Below are 16,895 nucleotides of genomic sequence, written 5' to 3'. Positions count from 1 at the left end.
TGAAATCTTTCATTCAGAGTAATACAAAACCAAAGGCAGTATGGAAAAAGACCCTAATTGCCTTTGTCATTGGTGCATTATTGTTGGTCATCATATGTATTGTCATCTTCAACCTGTTGGTAGCCCGACAGGATGTATCGCTGTTGGAGCAGCCATTACCTGCGTCAACCATCGTATATGATCAGAACAAGGAAGAAGTGCTCCGTCTCTCGCCAAGTAAGTCTGAGCCTGTTAACTACGACAGCTTGCCTGATCGGTTAATTGAAGCTGTTGTAGCTGTGGAGGATAAGCGTTTCTTCGAACATAGCGGTACAGACCTTCAAGGCATCAGTCGGGCAATGCTGACCAATCTGACGAGCGGCCGAACGGTACAAGGGGCGAGTACGATAACGCAGCAGCTAGCCAAAAACGTGTTTCTAACACAAGAGCGTACCTGGACGAGAAAATGGAAGGAGCTCCTGCTTGCACAGAAGATCGAGAAAAATTACAGCAAGCAGGAGATTATCACCTATTATCTGAATCAAATTTATTTTGGCGAGGGCGCTTGGGGAATCAAGAAGGCTGCAGATATCTATTTCGGTATTCCAGTCGACAAGTTAACCCTATCGGAATCAGCGCTGCTTGCTGGAATTATTAAAGCGCCGTCTGCTCTGTCGCCATACAGACATCCAGAAGAAGCCAAAGCCCGCAGAAACGTTGTCCTGCAGCTTATGAAGGATCAAGGAAAGATCGATCAAGCTACATATGCTGCTTCTATAGCCGAACCGCTGCATATCCTCAGCTCTAAACCGGTCAACAGTGATGGGCTCAAGTACCCCTATTACATTGACCAGATGATTCGCGAAGCTGGAGAGAAATATGGACTCACCCAGAATGAGGTTCTTTATGGAGGGCTTCGCTTTTATACGACGCTCGATTCCCATATGCAAGAAGCCGTCGAAGATGTCTATGCGCAGGATGATAATTTCCCTGCAAGCAGCTCCGACCAGCTTATTCAGAGCGGCGCCGTCTTAGTTGACCCCCGAGATGGAGGAATTAAAGCACTGGTTGGCGGCAGAGGCAAACAGTCTTTCCGTTCATTTAACCGTGCTGTTCAGCTGAAGCGACAACCTGGCTCTACGATGAAGCCTATATCGGTGTACACGCCGGCATTCGAGCAAGGTTACTCTCCAGAGGATACGGTGATTGATGAACCTGTAAACTTTAATGGCTACCAACCGCGTAACGCAGGGGGCAGTTATCATGGCGAAGTATCGATCTACGAGTCCATTATTCATTCCTATAACGTGCCCGCTGTAAAGCTGCTGAATGAGCTAGGGATTGATACAGGGATGGAATCAGCCAAGCGATTCGGATTAGAGCTTACCGATGGGGACCGGAACCTGGGACTTGCGCTTGGCGGTCTGCAGGAGGGGGTATCTCCACTGGAGATGGCTGAAGCCTTCAGTGTATTTGCTAATGATGGGACACGAATCCCTACCCATACAATTATCCGTATTGAAGCAGCTAGTGGAGAGACAGTGGCAGAGGCCGATTCGAATGAAAGAATAACCGTAACCGATCCAGCAGTAGCCAGAACAATGACTGCCGTGCTCGAAGGTGTCGTGACCGAAGGAACGGGAGTCGCAGCAGCGATAACAGGCCGACAGATTGCCGGCAAGACGGGTACAACCGAGATGCCAGGGACGGATGGTCAAGGGATGAAAGACAATTGGTTTGTCGGATACACGCCACAGCTCGTAGGAGCGGTATGGCTCGGATATGATCATACGGACGCCACTCATTACTTGACGACAACCTCTAAGGCTGCCGCTGCCGTATTCCAGAAGCTGATGAGCGAAGCTCTTGTGGATCAACCAGTAATGAGCTTCCCTAAAGTGCCAGCTATTGCGACAAAATCAAAAATCAAAGATGAAAAGCAAAAGAAAAACGATGATAACGAGAAAAAAGACGATAAAAAGAAGGAAGAAAAAAACAAGAAAAAAGAAGAAAAGAAAAAGAAGCATGAGGAGAAGAAACACGGCAAAGGATCAGAGAAGAAAAAGGATGACTGATACAATTTCTGCACAAAAAAAACAAGGTTGTTACGAGAACGTTAAGCTCCAAGGCCGGTTTCAAGTTCATTGAAACTGGCCTTTTTATTACGAGCAAATGAATTATTTTATTATAAAATCAGCAAGTTCCATTCGTTTCGATCTTGTCTATACATTCCGACCAAGAGAGGCATTTGCACGTTAATCCGCTATCGAGTATCTGGATCATCGAATTAAGCTGTTGCTTCCGTTGTTCAAGCTCCGAACGTTTCTTCATCGCTAATTGCTCCCATCGATCCGAGATCGAGCCATCCGATTCAAACCCTTCTAACAATACGGATATCTCCTGAATCGTACAACCGGTTTGCTGCGCAATCTTGATAAAGTTAATGCGTTCAAGAAGCCGATCATCATAACGTCGTTGACCGCTCTTGCGTACTGGAGCGGGAAGAAGTCCAACCGATTCGTAATATCGGAGCGCAGATGCATTCAATCCAGCTAAAGCAGCAAGCTGCCCAATACCTAATTCAGCCATAACAACACCTCTTGACTTAAAGTTAGCTTTAAGTTTTATGATCCGAGTATAACTTCTATGGAAGGTGATGTAAATGAAGAAGAGAGAATGGTTCGCTGGTTTAGGAATAATCGCTGCTTGTGCTTTATGCTGCACGTTGCCGCTCATTGGAGGTGCTGCCGTTCTTGGATTATCATCGTTCTTTCTGAACCCGCTAAGCGTTGGCGTTCTATCCATTATTCTAGTAATAGGAGCTGGAGCTGTTGTTTATCGAAGAAGCCATAAACGCGGAGCTATTTGCAAGACAACCGGATGTAATTGTCATTCCTGCTCTAGCAAATGAAATCCATCATGTTGCAAATGCAACAAAATTACGTTAAGTTATATACGGAAGCGAGTGGATTTAAAGGAGTGATATGAAGCAATGACGATACAAATCCGCAAGTGTACCTTTGAAGACGCAAGTCTCCTACGAGAGGTTAGCATTGAAACCTTTCACGACACATTCAAAGATCAGAATTCACCTGAGCAGCTCCATGCTTATCTGAGTAGAGCGTTTAATAAGGAACAATTGGAACAGGAATTACTCAATAGCGATTGCCAATTCCTATTCGTTTATATGAACGATGAAGTCGCTGGATATATGAAAATCAACACCAACCGCGCTCAATCTGAAGACATGGGGGATGAATCCCTTGAGATTGAGCGAATCTATGTTAGAAGCAGCTATCAGAAACACGGATTAGGCAAAGTTCTGCTGAATAAAGCAGTAGAAGTTGCCATTGAGCTGAATAAGGAGAAAATTTGGTTAGGCGTGTGGGAGAACAATGAGAATGCAATCGCCTTTTACAAGAAAATGGGGTTTGTTCAATTCGGGACGCATTCTTTCTTTATGGGAGATGAAGAACAAATCGATTGGCTGATGACCAGATCGCTCCAATAACTGCAAAAAAGGGACAAGAGCCTTGTCCCTTCCTCCTAATATTATAGGTTTCAGTTCCTCATACTAGCGTTGTGTCAAATTCGTCCGGGGTATTAAACTCATCATCATCATCATTGGATTGTTCCATTAGCACATCGACGGGCACGGTTTGCTCCTCGTCTGGATTGGCTAACGGATGAATTCTCGCTGTGCCAGCGCCAATGTTCACTTGTTCGATAAATACAGGAACGCCTAAGTACGACACGATTACGATATCCGGAGAATCAGCAATCTCCTTCGCTCTGTATGTATCCACGATGTCATCACCTCTTGTTAAGTATTTACATATACCTTAACGATTATCCATCTATAGGAAACAACAACCTCTTTGTTCCTAAGTCGCGATGCCGCGGCTTTTTTATTCTGCATCCATTGCATCCGGATGGGCCGCAGGTTACGATTCTAGTAAAACACTTACTAGGAGTGCCATTCATGACGATTAACGCTGCTATGCCTTGGAGAGAAGTACTTACAGACGAACTCAATCACACGATTACCGGTGATGTCCGGATTATCGAAGCTTTCCCGATACCACAGCTGCAGATCGAGCGGAGAGTCTGGATTTATTTGCCTGGGAGTTATCACCATGGGGATCGGAGCTACCCGGTTGTGTATATGCATGATGGCCAGAATGTATTCAATCAAGCGACGTCATGGGGAAACGAATGGGGCGTTGATGAAACGTTGGAGCGCATGGCGTTAGAAGATCCGGCGCTTGAAGCCATCGTAGTCGCTATCGATCACGGAGGCAAGGAGCGCAATAATGAATATAACTTTACGATAAACGCAGAATATGGCTTCGGCGGCAAAGGTAAGGCTTATGCCGAGTTCATAGCAGAGACGCTCAAACCCTATATCGACAGCCAGTACCGGACGCTTCGCGAACCCGAGCATACGATGTTAATCGGAAGCTCGTTCGGCGCTTATGTCTCTCTGTACATCGCATTACGCTATCCGGATCAATTCGCGCGAGTAGGCGGGATCTCATTCGTAATGTGGCACGATAATGGTGCTATCATCGAATTGATCCAGCAGTCGGTTCTTTCTTCTGAACTGCTCCTCTATCTGAGCATCGGCGAACTGGAGTCCGACAATCCCGAATTTAATAAAGCTGCCCACGAGCATGTGGTACTGGTCCATCAGACGCTTATTGCAACAGGGGTTCCAGATAACCGCATTCGATTCGATTACGTAAAGGGCGGAACTCATCAAGAATCAACGTGGAGCCTGTTGTTCCCAGAGGCTTACCGTTGGCTGATGCAACCATAAAGTACAACGTACTGAATCAAAGAAAGGAGATGAAGAGATGATTAAAGGCTTCGGAGGGATCTTCTGGAGGACCCAAAACCTTGAACTTATTAAGAAATGGTACAGTGAAGTGCTGCAGATTGAAATCGATAACTGGAATGGAACTGTGATCAAATCCGATTCAGGAAGCGAGACTATCTTTTCATTCTTTACGGAGGACGATAGTTATTTTCCACCAGACCAGCAAGTGATGCTAAATTTCCAAGTGCATAATGTAAACGAAACGATCAAGCATCTAGAACAGATCGGTGTCCCTCTAGCAAAGGATAAAGAGGTAACTGATTATGGTACGTTTGTGTGGATCAAAGATCCTGAAGGTCGACTAATCGAGCTTTGGGAGAAATGAAGCGTAATCCTAACGAGATCAAGCTAAAGGTCGGTATCCATGGATATCGGCTTTTTTGGTGTTGACGACACCTGAATAGAAGAGTATTATCTTACCAATTTAAATTCTTTACGGGAGGATAGTAGATGACTAATATACAGGCTATTGTACTGGACTTGGACGGAACTTTGCTCAGTAGTGATAAATCAATTTCTCCTAGGAATTATGAGGCGGTCAAGAGATGTTATGATTCCGGCATTCCTATTATTATTGCTACGGCGCGGCCGCCGAGAGCAGCTAATCATTTTTTGAAGGCGTTTCCTTTAGCAGACTACATCGTGTATTACAACGGCGCTTTGGTTACTTGCAGATCGAAAACAGCCAAGCAGGCTATTGTCGTTTAATTAGTACGCAGGATATTTAATCCAATTAACGAAATTTTAGTGAAATGCGATAGGAGTGAATCCATGGAGATATATAGTTTAATATTTGCTCAGTTAGTAAGCAAGTTTGAAGAGATCAGAGATACCCTCAAGAAAGGGATAGATCAATTAGAAAATGACCAATTAAGTTATCGACCCAATGATGAAAGTAATACTATTGCAAATCTAGTCGTTCATATAGAAGGGAATATTCATCAAAGGATTGGCACAGGTCTCCACGGTTATGAGGACGTGAGATCTAGAGAAAATGAATTTAGTAATCCGTTTATGAAGTGTTACAACAGTGTGCAAGCCACTATTCTGAACACCTTGGTCAAATTCTTTACTTAGCAAAGATATGTTTAGGATCGTCGTATACAACGACTTCAATTTATAAGAAGACTTTTTAATAATAACCATCCGGAGAAATCCCGGGGTGAAATCCATTCTATGTAGATTACATTTTATGTTCACGTTCATTAGGCCCCTTCCAGAGAACGAAAGACAAGTTGCTGTTGAACAAGGGTATAGAGATTTCAAAAAGTTGAACAAGATTCTATCACAGCATTATAAATTAACTCCACTCCTCAACCTATCTGAAATAGGAATGGTAACTATTCCAGGACTATATGCTGGATGCATTCCTGAAATAGCAAATCAACTTAATAACGATTTAATAGAGGAAGAGCACCTACTAGACAAACCTGAATCATTGGAACTCTATAGTTTAGAGCGAATCATGGCATACATAAATATCTCTATAAAAGAAACAAAAGAACTGTTGAACACTTTGTAGTTGTTGAGGACATTACAAAAAAACGGCCTGCACACGGTGAGGGATCACCTACTGTGCAGGCCGCTTTCACATTTTATGAAACTAACTAGTTAACCCTCCATGCCGAACACTTCTGCAACAAGCTGGAACGAGCGAATACGCGCTTCGAAGCTGTGCGTGTTCGTAACGATCATGAGCTCATCGGCGTCCATCCGTTCTCGGACAGCTTCGAGTTTCTGCTTGACGATATCAGGGGTCCCGACAATCATATTGCTGCGGCGACCGTTGAGAAACTCGATATCGATCTCGTCATACGGATACGCTTCAGCCGTCTCAACAGAAGGGAAGTAGTCGAGTCTGCCACCACGATGTAGCATCAGGAAGAAGAGAGAAGTACTCTTGGCGATACGCTCAGCTTCTTCTTCCGTATCCGCGCAGAAGACTGCAACGGCCGCAAGTGCGTTCGGCTTGTCGTTGAACGAAGATGGCTGGAAGTTCGCTCGATATCCCCGAATCGCTTCCTCGCCGCCTGGCACGCCGAAGAATTGTGCGAAGCCGAAGCCCAGGCCGAGTCTAGCTGCGATCCGCGCGCTCTCGAAGCTGGAGCCAAGCAGCCACAGCTCGGGCATCGTCTCGATGACTGGGGCGGCCAATAAACCTGGGTACGCATGCGTTGGACCTGTCTCGTCACGCAAGTAAGTGATCAGATCGGCCACTTGCTGCGGATAGCGATCGATGGTCGTGAATTTGCCTTCTTGCAGGGCGCGCGTAGAGAGCGGCATGCCGCCTGGTGCACGGCCAAGGCCGATATCGATCCGGCCAGGGTGAAGCGCCTCAAGCAAGCGGAAGTTCTCCGCTACTTTATAAGCGCTGTAATGCGGCAGCATGACGCCGCCCGAACCGAGTCGAATACGCTTCGTGTGTGCCGCCAGATGGGCGAGGAATACTTCCGGACTGGAATGCGCGAGCGCTCTTGTCGCATGATGTTCCGATATCCAGTAGCGATGGAAGCCGAGACGATCGGCCTCCTGTGCCAGCCGTGTTGTCTCCATTAAAGCATCCTTAGCCGTGCGGCCTTCTGCAATATGGGATTGGTCGAGTACGCTTAGCTTCATGGTGTATTCTCCTCATCTCTGCTTATGAATTATGGTCAATCGCTTCAGCCATCGTCCGGTCGGTCAGATGGGCATAGATCTGCGTCGTCTCAGGCGAGGCATGGCCTAGCTGTTCCTGTGTCTTGTATATATCATTGCGCAAATAATAGTCCGTTGCAAAAGAGTGCCGAAGCTTATGAACCGATAAGTAAGGCTTGCCGAATCGCTTCGCATATTTGATGACCATCTCTTGAATGGCCCGCTTCGTCATCCGCGAACCTTCCTTCTTGCCATTGGCAATGGCGAGGAATAGGGCTTTCTCCCGCTTCGGTGCGTTATATGAAGTGTCGCGAATTTGCAGGTAGCTGGTCAACTCGTCGACGGCATCCTGACGGAAGTATACGGGCGTCTTGAACGTATCGTCATTTTTACCTTTTCGGAACACATAAGTCAGCTTCTTCTTCAAATCGATATCGTCCACGTTCAGATTCACGACCTCCGAGACACGCAGGCCGGAATGCAGAATGAGACTGATAATGCACGTATCGCGGATACGATTCAGCTGATAGCTGTACAGCGCCTGCTTGTTCGTCGCGACATCATGCTCGTAATCATGACTGACGTAGGCGAGGAAAGCTGTAATCTCTTCTTCCTGCAGCAATTTACCTTCGAGCTTGGCAGCGGTGTCCTTCGGCTTATGTGTGCGTTTGATCGACACTTTGGCCATAACATTGCGCTTGAGCAGAGGGTAGAAATCCTCATCCTCGGCAATCTGGCTCAAATAATGAAACAACGAGCGAAGCGAGGACAGTTTGCGTGTAACCGATACCCGCTTATTGTTATGCTCAACTCTCGTCATCAGAAACATACGGAACGAATCGATGCTGTCCATATGGAGGCGTTCCAGCTCTTCAAGCTTAATGTCCTTAATAGAAGGGCCTTCTGCAAGTCCTTCCGCCAGCAGGTAGGAGAAGAAGGTATCATAATCGCGCACGTACTCCAGCAGCGAAGAAGGCGACAGGTCAGGCAGCTTGAACTGAATGAATTTGTCGACATACCAAGGCATGAGCGGCACTTTCCGGTCCAGCTCTTGGCGGTCTCTAATCTTAATGACGTTCATGTCGGCGGTCAGCTCCTTGCTTCGGGAATGGGCGGCTGCGGCCCGTTCGTAATCTTTACCATTATACGCCTGCTTCGCGAGGGAGAACAAGTATTCGATAATTGTAGCTGCATGTCATAGATTGAACCGCCTGCAGCTGGTATAATCAAGGAGATAAGAAGATTAAGCAGGAGCTGATCACGCGTTGAACAACTCACCGCTACAAACCTTTCACCCCGTCATAGCCGATTGGTTCAGCGATGCTTTCGGTCAGCCGACCGATGTACAGATACGCGCTTGGGCGTCCATTCAAGACGGTCAGCATACGTTGATTGCAGCACCTACCGGTTCAGGCAAGACGCTGGCCGCTCTGCTGCCATGTCTTAATAACGTTGTTCTTGGCAAAATACAATCGTCCAAGCCGCGCGCCGGCGTTCGGGTACTGTACCTTTCACCGCTGAAAGCGCTTAATAACGACGTGCACTATAATCTCGTCTCTTTCATAGAAGCGATTGACCGCAGCGCGGCGGACCGGGAACCGAATTGGCCCGGTATCCGCTGCGCGGTTCGAACGGGCGATACGCCATCATCCCAGCGAGCGTCGATGGCGAAGCGGCCGCCGGATGTATTGCTTACGACGCCGGAATCACTCTATATTCTGCTTACATCCGAGCAGGGCCGAGCGATGCTCCGCACCGTCCAATACGTTGTGGTGGACGAGATTCATGATCTTGCATCGGACAAGCGGGGAGCGCATCTTTCGCTGTCGCTGGAACGGCTTGCTGATCTATGCGATCAACCATTTCAGCGGATTGGCGTATCAGCTACGCAGAAGCCGATGTGGCGTGTTGCGCGCTTCTTAGGTGGCTGGCAACCAGCAGTGAATGATTCATTAATCGATACGGCTTCGATTGAATTGCCGTCCGATGCGGATGAAGATGAGCGGATGCCGCACCCGCTCGGTTACGCGCCAAGACAAGTCGCTATAGTCGAGAGCGCAATGACGAAGGCCATGCAGGTGCTCGTGACGATGCCCGATCTGTCCAAGCCGATGACGACGCGCGAAGCGGTATGGCAGCCGCTGCTGGAGAGGCTGTTCGCCCTCATGGAGGGCTGCCGAACCGTGCTCATCTTCGTCAACAGCCGACGACTGTGCGAGCGCGTCTGTCTGCGGCTTAATGATGCCGCTGGCTTCGAGCTGAGCCGCGCGCATCATGGCAGTCTGGCGAAGGAGCGGCGGCTTGAAGCCGAGCGAATGCTGAAGTCCGGCGAGCTGCGCTGCATCGTCGCAACGTCATCGCTTGAGCTTGGCATCGATGTCGGGCATGTCGATCTCGTCATACAGATCGACCCGCCGTTTGACGCTGCTTCCGGCATTCAGCGGATCGGCCGCGCCGGTCACTCCGTAGGCGATGTGAGCCGGGGCGCCATTGTTGTACGGCAGCGAGGGACGCTGGCCGAATCGGCCGTACTAGCGAAGCTCGTCGCGGAACGAGAGATTGAACCGATCCAGATTCCGCGTCATCCGCTTGATGTGCTGTCCCAGCACACGGTGTCGATGGTAGCTGGCGGAGAATGGACGACAACCGCACTTTATCACCTTGTCTCACGCAGCGATTCGTTCCGGTTAATCCCATATTCGAGATTGCTTGCTATGCTGCAGGTGCTGAGCGGCTTCTATCCATTCGCTCGTCCGCTGCTCGACTGGAATCGAGATACAGATGTGCTGTCAGGACGACGGAGCAGTGGTATCGCAGCGCTGACCGGAGCGGGAACGATTCCAAGTAGTTCGGCTTATCCAGTCCACCATCTGGAGAGCCGCGTTCATCTAGGGGAGCTCGATGAGGAATATGTACACGAGAGCAACGTTGGTGATGTGTTCCAGCTTGGCACGAATAGCTGGATGATTCGCCGTATTGACCGCGAGCGTGTCTATGTGACGGAAGCGGGCAACAACTTCAGCGAGATTCCGTTCTGGAATAACGAAGCCCAAGGCCGTACGTCGGAGCTAGGGCTGAAGATTGGCGCTTTTATACGGGAGATGGAAGATCGGCTATCAATGGGAGACGGCTCCCGGCGTGATTCCTTTATCGGCCGTACAGATATCGAATCAGATTCGGCTTCCACTGCTGATCAACCATCTGTAATGGATGATCAGCCCCATTTTCGAACGGTTGCTGAGAATGAAACGGCCGATTGGCTGATGACATCATACGGCATGGATGGTACATCGGCTAACAGCCTGGTTGAATATGTGAATGCACAGCATGCTTTCGTTGGTTTGCCGACCGATCGACGGATTATCGTCGAGTACTATCAAGACGTTTCGAATAAGACGCATGTCATTATTCACAACTGGCTGGGCAGAAGGTTGAATCGAACATGGCTGCTCGCTATCGAGCGGCAGTTCGAGCAGTTGCTGCCGTATCGGCTGTATGGCAATGCGAAGGACAATGGGATTGAGTTCGTGTTATCGGAGTGGGATCCATCCTGGCTGCAATCCATCTGGCATGTCACGCCGAGCAATGTGGAGCCGCTCATTATGGAGGCCATCACAGGCTCGCCGCTGCTGTCCATCGCATTCCGCCACCTAGCGGAAACCTCGCTGCTGCTGTCTCGAAGCTTCACGAGGACACCGCTCTGGCAAAAACGGCTTCGCAGCGAGGAGCTGCTTACCGAAGCGATGCCGTATGCATCGCAGTTTCCGTTCTTGGATGAAGCAATGCGAGAATGCTTGAACCGTTTCCTCGATGTGAATGGATTGCACAAGGTACTGCAAGCGATCGGTACGGGCGAAATCGCCTTCGAAATCCGCGAGACTCAGTATCCATCACCGATGGCGACGCAGTTCATCGCGGACTATGTCAGTATGCGGATCTACGAAGGCGACGGGTTGGACGACAACCTGCGAATGCAGCTGTTGAACGTCAGCCGCGAGCTAGCGGGCAGTTTGTTCGGCGAAGAGGCTGTTCGAGGCGCAGTAACCGCGGAACTCCTGGAAGCCGAGCGCCGTAGAATGGCCGAACTTGCCGGGCAGCTTACGGCCCCGGACGATGTGCTCTCCTTGCTGAAGCAGCGCGGCGACATGGGGACCGATGAGCTTGTGAAAGCTGGCGGTGAAGCGGTGCTCCCTTTGATCGCGGAGCTGATCGAGCGTGGTGCCATCGTGCAGGTAACGCTTGGCGATACCGATGGAGCAGATGGTGTACGGCGCTGGATATGCCGGGATGAGCTTGAGGTTTATGCTCATTTTCCGGCGGAGGCGTCATCTGTTCAGTTTATTATTGGTCGTTATGCTGAGCATGAGCTATCGTTCACGGAACCTTCACTATGTGATCGTTATCCAACGCTTACGCTTCAGGAAGCGCATCAAGCGGTCGATACGCTGATTGAACAAGGCAAGGTGGAGCAAGCGCCTTTCGCTGATGGGCCGGATGAACGGCTGTGGACAGGACGGCGTACAGCGCAGCGTCTTATCCGACTGTCGATCGGTGAAGCGCGCAAACGGTCGCAGCCTGCGCATCCGAATCGTTGGTTCGTACAGATGGCGATGCGTCAATACGCGCTTAGCGGCACGCAGCAGCGTGGCGAAGAAGGTCTACGGGCGGTTATCAGCAAGCTGCAAGGACTGTTTCTGCCGCTGTCGCACTGGGAGACGATTATCTTCCCATCGCGATTGTTGGATTATCGGCCAGAGCAATTGGATCTGTTGTGCGCAACAGGTGATGTCATTTGGCTGGGCAGGAGGACGAATGGCGAGAAGGAAGGCAGGGTTGCCTTCTTCCTTGCAGAGAGTAAACCGTTGTATGCGCCTTACCTTGCTGAACTAGATACGCAAGCTTCGTCTCAGTCTGAATTGCTTCGACAGCTGCAAGATGGCGGAGCCAGCTTCTTGACGAAGCTGGCTCGCGATGCAGGCCAATCGCCAACCGACATGCTGACGAATTTGCTAGGGCTCGTATGGGAGGGCCAAGCGTCCAACGACCAGTTCGCCCCGCTCAGGCTTCATGCAGGCAAGAAGCAGGCGGACTGGGCACGCTCCGGCTCTGGTCTTGGCCGTTGGTATTGGACTGGTGGGTTAGCTGCTGAGCGTGATAACAACTCTCGAACGCCTGCTCATCAAGAAGCGGGAAGTGAAGCTCAATCATCGGCCATGCATTGGGTTCGTCATTTGCTCGATAATTATGGCATTGTAACCAAAGAGCTGGTTGCTGCCGTATCGCCGCTGCCTTGGGATCGAATGCTTCCTGTATTGAAGCAGCTGGAAGAGTGGGGCACCATCACGCGCGGGACGTTCGTGGATGGCGAAGCGTCGATGCAGTTCACGACGTCTGAGATTGCGGAATCGGTGAAAGCGGCTGTGCCGTTATCGGCTGACAGCACGGTGACCGTGCTCGCATCCGTAGATCCTGCGAATCCTTATGGCATTATCGCGGATTGGCCGACCGATGCGGCTTGCGCATTCGCTCGTAAAGCGGGACACTTCCTCGTGCTTCGCGGCGACCAGTGGTTGTTCTGGATCGAAAATAACGGCAGACGCATACACATGATGGACACTTCGGCAGACCGTTCATTGTCACCATTATCTGATGAAGGTTCGAACGAGGGTGCAAGTGGTAAGGTTATGACGAATGAAGCTGCGTTGAATGATCTACGGGCCGCATTGGCAGCGATCATGAGACGCCAGCGATTGTCCAAGATCGTAATTGAGCTGTGGAACGGCCAACCAGTGTTGGATTGTGCGGTCAGCAGCGAGCTGCGGGGAATCGGCGCAGAACGAGACGGTCAACGGCTTGTGTTATGGCCAAGTGCGCTTCGCTAAAGGTAAGGGATTAAACGTTCGTTAATGCAGTTAAATAGATAACCATTAGAGGAGATAACTGATTATGAGCATCCATTCCGTTCAAGCATTAGCCGATCAAATCCGTACGAATGTTGGACAAGTCATCGTAGGCAAGGAGGCCATGATAGACAAGCTTCTTATCGCCTTGCTCACCTCCGGGCATGTACTCCTGGAGGATGTACCAGGTACGGGCAAGACGCTGCTCGCGAAGTCGCTAGCGTTATCAATCAGCGGCAGTTTCAAGCGCGTTCAGTTCACACCTGACTTGCTGCCTTCTGATCTAAGCGGCATTAACTTCTATAATCAGAAGCTTGGAGAATTTGAATTCCGGCCAGGACCTTTATTTGCGAACCTGCTGCTTGCCGACGAGATTAACCGTGCAACACCGCGTACGCAATCGTCTCTGCTTGAATGTATGGAAGAGAGGCAGATTAGTATTGACGGCGAGACGCATCGGCTGCAGCCGCCTTTCATGGTTATCGCTACACAGAATCCGATCGAACAGCAAGGTACTTTCCCGCTTCCAGAGGCACAACTTGACCGCTTCTTGTTCAAGCTTCATATGGGATACCCAACGACGGAGGAAAGTGTACGCATTCTAAGCCGCTTCAAAGGAACGAAGCCGCTGGAGAGCTTGCAGCCCGTCGCATCGGCTGATGCGATTGTTGAAGCGCAGCGTGCTGTATCACAGATCGAGGTTAACGAGGATGTGCTTCGCTACATCGTTGTAATTGGCGAGAAAACACGTGAGCTTGAGGAAGTGGCAACGGGCGTTAGCCCTCGTGCGATGCAAGCGTTAATGGGAGCATCTCAGGCGCAGGCAGCGCTGAGCGGGCGGGATTTTGTTACACCAGACGATGTGAAGAAACTTGCTGTACCGGCGCTGGCGCATCGCCTTGTTCTGAAGAGTTCGGCGCGAGTGCGCGGCGATCGATTGGCAGCAGAACGCATTATCGAGCGTGTGCTGGACGGCGCCCTAGTTCCTGCCGAACAGCTTCGCTCTTAGGAGAGCGGAAGATGACGGCGTATTGGTTTCTTATTATAAGTGTCTTCATCGTAATCATTCAGAATCGGGTATTCAAAATAATGAGTTTGCACCGCGTACGGTACTCTCGGCAATTCGACCGTCGAACTTGCTTTGAAGGCGATGAAGTGGCGCTTGTTGAGACGATCACGAACGAGAAACGATTCCCGCTCCCTTGGCTGCGCGTTGAATCACTGCTCAGCTCATCGCTCCGGTTCGGTCACGATCACTCGACGAACTTGGATATTAGTTCGGGACAGTTTCTACAAAACCATCGGAGCTTCTTCAGTTTAATGCCTTGGCGGCGGATTCGGCGAACGCACCGTGTAACCGCTATTCGGCGTGGCTGTTATAAGCTCTCGACAGTGACTTTGTCTGCAGGCGATCTGTTCGGGCTCAGTGCAGATTCTAACACGATGACCTTCTCTGAACAGTTAATTGTCTATCCGCAGCTAGTGCTTCCGGATGATCTTGCCCTTCCTCCGCGAAGCTGGCAGGGCGATATGTCGGTGAAACGTTGGGTTGTAGAAGATCCATTCCGCCGAATCGGCGTACGTCCCTACCGTGCAGGCGACTCACTTCGTCAGGTGAACTGGAGCGCAACTGCGCGTACAGGCGATTTGCAGGTGCATCAGCTCGACACAACGGCGGATTACAACGTACTGATCGTCCTGAATGTCGAAGATCATGCAGAAGTATGGAGGACCATTAACGATGTGGAGACGATCGAACAGGGTATTCGTATCGCAGCAGGTACTGCGAGTCATTTGATCCGTAACGGCATGGAAGCGGGATTCGCCAGTAATGGTATTCTGGTGGACGATCTTCAGTCCGAGGTCTACGTACCGCCTTCTGGCGGAGAACCGCATCTATACGCGTTGCTAGAAACGATGTCGATGCTTCTTGTCGAGCGACAGCTGCCGTTCCATGATTATCTGAAGTTGTTGGCAGAGCGACTGGATCGTCCAACTGATCTACTGCTGCTTACAACGTATACGGATGATCGTGTCATTGAAGCAATCGATCGGCTATCTATCGAAGGTCACCGCATCGTTGTAAGGAATCTGCTTCCGGAGAGCGAGGCGAATGCTTCATGATGAACCGGAATGCAAGGTGGAGCATTGGACTGCGTATGCTTGCTCGGGCATGCTTCCTGACCTTGCTGCTGCTGCCTGCCATTGTCGCACTTGCACTCTATGCCATTCCATCTGAAGAACGTGTGCTGTGGATTGCTCTTCTGCCGCTCGTCCATCTGGCAGGCGATGCGATAAGCAGGCTCTTGTCCAAATGGCGAAGATGGATTCCAGAGACGCTCATCGTTGTATTCGTATTAGCGTATGTTTATTATCGATTCGGATTAACAGGCGAAGGAATATTGACTGCAGTCCTGTACGGGTTATTCATGATACAAGGAACGATTCGTCCTGCGAACGGTCAGATGCTGTCGTTTCATCAATTTTACTTCATATCGTCATTTTTCGCGTACTTGATTATCACCTTCTGGTACCGGAGCGATACAGAGCACGAAAGTTATGTATGGCTCATGAACATTGGAGGGATGTTGACCCTCGTCTTGTGTTTGTTCATATTCAATAACAGCAATATGAATAAAGAATCGTATTCAGATAGCAGCAGCGGAGCACCTATTTCCCGCTCTATCGTTAGACAAAACCGTGTGCTCGTCACGATTGTCGCGATCATTGCGCTGCTCGTTACCTCGATCTCCTGGATCGGTGACATGGTAAGCCGTTTGTTTGATTCGCTTACTGCGCTGCTGCGCCGTTTGTTCGCGACGTCGTCCGAAGATCCGCAGCGAGCCACGCCGCCTGAACAAGATCCACCCAATAATCTTGTGGTGGAGCCGCCATCAGATCCAAGCTGGTTCATGGAGTTGCTGGAGAAGATATTCATGTTCGTAGGAGGCATACTCTCAGTCCTCCTTGTCATTTGGCTGGTGTATACGCTGCTGCGCAAGGTGCCGTTCATTGCAAGACTGGTTGAACAATGGTTGCAGCGACTATCTCGGAAGGAACGAATGACAGCGACGGATGTCGGCTATGAGGACGAAATCGAACAAGTCGAGCATGAACGTGGAAGCTCCCGTCTGCGCAGATGGTCTGCATCGATGTTCAAAGGCCGTACAGAAGATATGTGGGACAAGCTGCCGGACAATGCGGCGCGCATTCGTGATCTGTATCGCACTGCGCTGCTTCGTCGGGAACGTCACGGTTATTCGGCTAAGCCGCAGCTAACGCCACGAGAGACGGCTGTGGAGCTTCAGCATAACCAAGGTCACGCTCCTTCACTGCCGCAGCCGCTTGTTGATTTGTATGAGCGCGCACGTTACAGCAGCTCGGCAATCGACACCCGGGAGGCGGAGCAAGCACGCGAAATGGAGCAGCAGCAAGGGAAGAAGAGATAAGAGCGAATAAGTTAGGTAAACTTCGAAGGAGTATTATGCCCTATGGCTGATACT

Annotated in this window: 14 protein-coding genes and 1 pseudogene; 11 read left to right on the top strand and 4 right to left on the bottom strand. The window is 50.1% G+C overall.

The genetic code is table 11. The annotated features are described in order from the left end of the window. The first annotated feature begins 143 nt into the window (after positions 1-143). Positions 144-2,054: a transglycosylase domain-containing protein gene (locus tag H8B09_RS10425; protein WP_224753451.1), complete on the top strand. Its 1,911-nt coding sequence runs from the start codon at positions 144-146 to the stop codon at positions 2,052-2,054. Between the two features lie 118 nt (positions 2,055-2,172). Here H8B09_RS10425 and H8B09_RS10420 read toward each other — a convergent pair whose 3' ends face one another. Next, positions 2,173-2,568 (bottom strand): MerR family transcriptional regulator, encoded by a 396-nt coding sequence (locus H8B09_RS10420; RefSeq protein WP_191203430.1) that lies wholly within the window; start codon positions 2,566-2,568, stop codon positions 2,173-2,175. A gap of 403 nt (positions 2,569-2,971) precedes the next feature. Between H8B09_RS10420 and paiA the strand changes: the two genes are divergently transcribed. Then, a complete protein-coding gene (gene paiA, locus H8B09_RS10415) occupies positions 2,972-3,490 on the top strand; it encodes a spermidine/spermine N(1)-acetyltransferase (RefSeq protein WP_191203429.1) in 519 nt (172 codons plus the stop codon). Between the two features lie 58 nt (positions 3,491-3,548). Here the strand turns inward: paiA and H8B09_RS10410 are convergent, their stop codons facing one another. After that, complete coding sequence (locus H8B09_RS10410) at positions 3,549-3,785, bottom strand: H-type small acid-soluble spore protein (RefSeq protein ID WP_191203428.1); 237 nt, start codon at positions 3,783-3,785, stop codon at positions 3,549-3,551. 176 nt (positions 3,786-3,961) lie between these two features. On the opposite strand from H8B09_RS10410, the gene H8B09_RS10405 reads away from it, so the two are divergent. The 5 genes and pseudogenes from H8B09_RS10405 to H8B09_RS10385 all read left to right on the top strand — a co-directional run bounded on the left by H8B09_RS10405 (position 3,962) and on the right by H8B09_RS10385 (position 6,380). After that, entirely contained in the window at positions 3,962-4,798 is an 837-nt protein-coding gene (locus tag H8B09_RS10405) for an alpha/beta hydrolase (protein WP_191203427.1), read from the top strand. 37 nt (positions 4,799-4,835) lie between these two features. After that, positions 4,836-5,183 (top strand): VOC family protein, encoded by a 348-nt coding sequence (locus tag H8B09_RS10400; RefSeq protein WP_191203426.1) that lies wholly within the window; start codon positions 4,836-4,838, stop codon positions 5,181-5,183. A gap of 125 nt (positions 5,184-5,308) precedes the next feature. After that, positions 5,309-5,566 (top strand): HAD family hydrolase, encoded by a 258-nt coding sequence (locus H8B09_RS10395; RefSeq protein ID WP_191203425.1) that lies wholly within the window; start codon positions 5,309-5,311, stop codon positions 5,564-5,566. Between the two features lie 63 nt (positions 5,567-5,629). Next, positions 5,630-5,994 (top strand): annotated as a pseudogene (locus H8B09_RS10390) (DUF1572 family protein). Positions 5,995-6,020: 26 nt separating this feature from the next. Next, positions 6,021-6,380, top strand: a complete 360-nt coding sequence (locus H8B09_RS10385) for a hypothetical protein (RefSeq protein WP_224753449.1) — start codon at positions 6,021-6,023, stop codon at positions 6,378-6,380. Positions 6,381-6,469: 89 nt separating this feature from the next. Here the strand turns inward: H8B09_RS10385 and H8B09_RS10380 are convergent, their stop codons facing one another. Beyond that, positions 6,470-7,474 (bottom strand): LLM class flavin-dependent oxidoreductase, encoded by a 1,005-nt coding sequence (locus tag H8B09_RS10380; RefSeq protein WP_191203423.1) that lies wholly within the window; start codon positions 7,472-7,474, stop codon positions 6,470-6,472. 22 nt (positions 7,475-7,496) lie between these two features. Then, positions 7,497-8,573 (bottom strand): tyrosine recombinase XerS, encoded by a 1,077-nt coding sequence (gene xerS, locus H8B09_RS10375; protein WP_191203422.1) that lies wholly within the window; start codon positions 8,571-8,573, stop codon positions 7,497-7,499. A 184-nt stretch (positions 8,574-8,757) separates the two neighbouring features. Here xerS and H8B09_RS10370 point away from each other — a divergent pair, with 184 nt between their 5' ends. The 4 genes from H8B09_RS10370 (at position 8,758) to H8B09_RS10355 (ending at position 16,841) form a co-directional block, all read left to right on the top strand. Next, positions 8,758-13,374, top strand: a complete 4,617-nt coding sequence (locus H8B09_RS10370) for a DEAD/DEAH box helicase (RefSeq protein ID WP_191203421.1) — start codon at positions 8,758-8,760, stop codon at positions 13,372-13,374. A 64-nt stretch (positions 13,375-13,438) separates the two neighbouring features. Continuing rightward, the gene (locus H8B09_RS10365) at positions 13,439-14,401 is read left to right on the top strand and encodes an AAA family ATPase (protein WP_191203420.1); all 963 of its coding nucleotides are present in this window, start codon (positions 13,439-13,441) and stop codon (positions 14,399-14,401) included. An 11-nt stretch (positions 14,402-14,412) separates the two neighbouring features. Then, positions 14,413-15,516, top strand: a complete 1,104-nt coding sequence (locus H8B09_RS10360; RefSeq protein ID WP_191203419.1) for a DUF58 domain-containing protein — start codon at positions 14,413-14,415, stop codon at positions 15,514-15,516. After that, positions 15,513-16,841, top strand: a complete 1,329-nt coding sequence (locus tag H8B09_RS10355; RefSeq protein WP_191203418.1) for a DUF4129 domain-containing protein — start codon at positions 15,513-15,515, stop codon at positions 16,839-16,841. The genes H8B09_RS10360 and H8B09_RS10355 overlap by 4 nt, the downstream gene beginning before the upstream one ends. The last annotated feature ends 54 nt before the right edge of the window (positions 16,842-16,895 follow it).

Source organism: Paenibacillus terricola, from assembly GCF_014779765.1.
GTDB classification, from domain to species: domain Bacteria; phylum Bacillota; class Bacilli; order Paenibacillales; family Paenibacillaceae; genus Paenibacillus_T; species Paenibacillus_T terricola.
The sequence above is the reverse complement of the archived record's forward strand: the minus strand, read 5'-3'. Positions and strand labels throughout refer to the sequence as shown.

What these genes read in the sequence shown, in the direction of transcription:
- H8B09_RS10395 (WP_191203425.1), top strand. Translation starts at nt 5,309, where the DNA reads ATGACTAATATACAGGCTATTGTACTGGACTTGGACGGAACTTTGCTC.
- H8B09_RS10380 (WP_191203423.1), bottom strand. Translation starts at nt 7,474, where the DNA reads ATGAAGCTAAGCGTACTCGACCAATCCCATATTGCAGAAGGCCGCACG.
- H8B09_RS10400 (WP_191203426.1), top strand. Translation starts at nt 4,836, where the DNA reads ATGATTAAAGGCTTCGGAGGGATCTTCTGGAGGACCCAAAACCTTGAA.
- H8B09_RS10355 (WP_191203418.1), top strand. Translation starts at nt 15,513, where the DNA reads ATGATGAACCGGAATGCAAGGTGGAGCATTGGACTGCGTATGCTTGCT.
- H8B09_RS10360 (WP_191203419.1), top strand. Translation starts at nt 14,413, where the DNA reads ATGACGGCGTATTGGTTTCTTATTATAAGTGTCTTCATCGTAATCATT.
- H8B09_RS10405 (WP_191203427.1), top strand. Translation starts at nt 3,962, where the DNA reads ATGACGATTAACGCTGCTATGCCTTGGAGAGAAGTACTTACAGACGAA.
- xerS (WP_191203422.1), bottom strand. Translation starts at nt 8,573, where the DNA reads ATGAACGTCATTAAGATTAGAGACCGCCAAGAGCTGGACCGGAAAGTG.
- H8B09_RS10365 (WP_191203420.1), top strand. Translation starts at nt 13,439, where the DNA reads ATGAGCATCCATTCCGTTCAAGCATTAGCCGATCAAATCCGTACGAAT.
- H8B09_RS10420 (WP_191203430.1), bottom strand. Translation starts at nt 2,568, where the DNA reads ATGGCTGAATTAGGTATTGGGCAGCTTGCTGCTTTAGCTGGATTGAAT.
- paiA (WP_191203429.1), top strand. Translation starts at nt 2,972, where the DNA reads ATGACGATACAAATCCGCAAGTGTACCTTTGAAGACGCAAGTCTCCTA.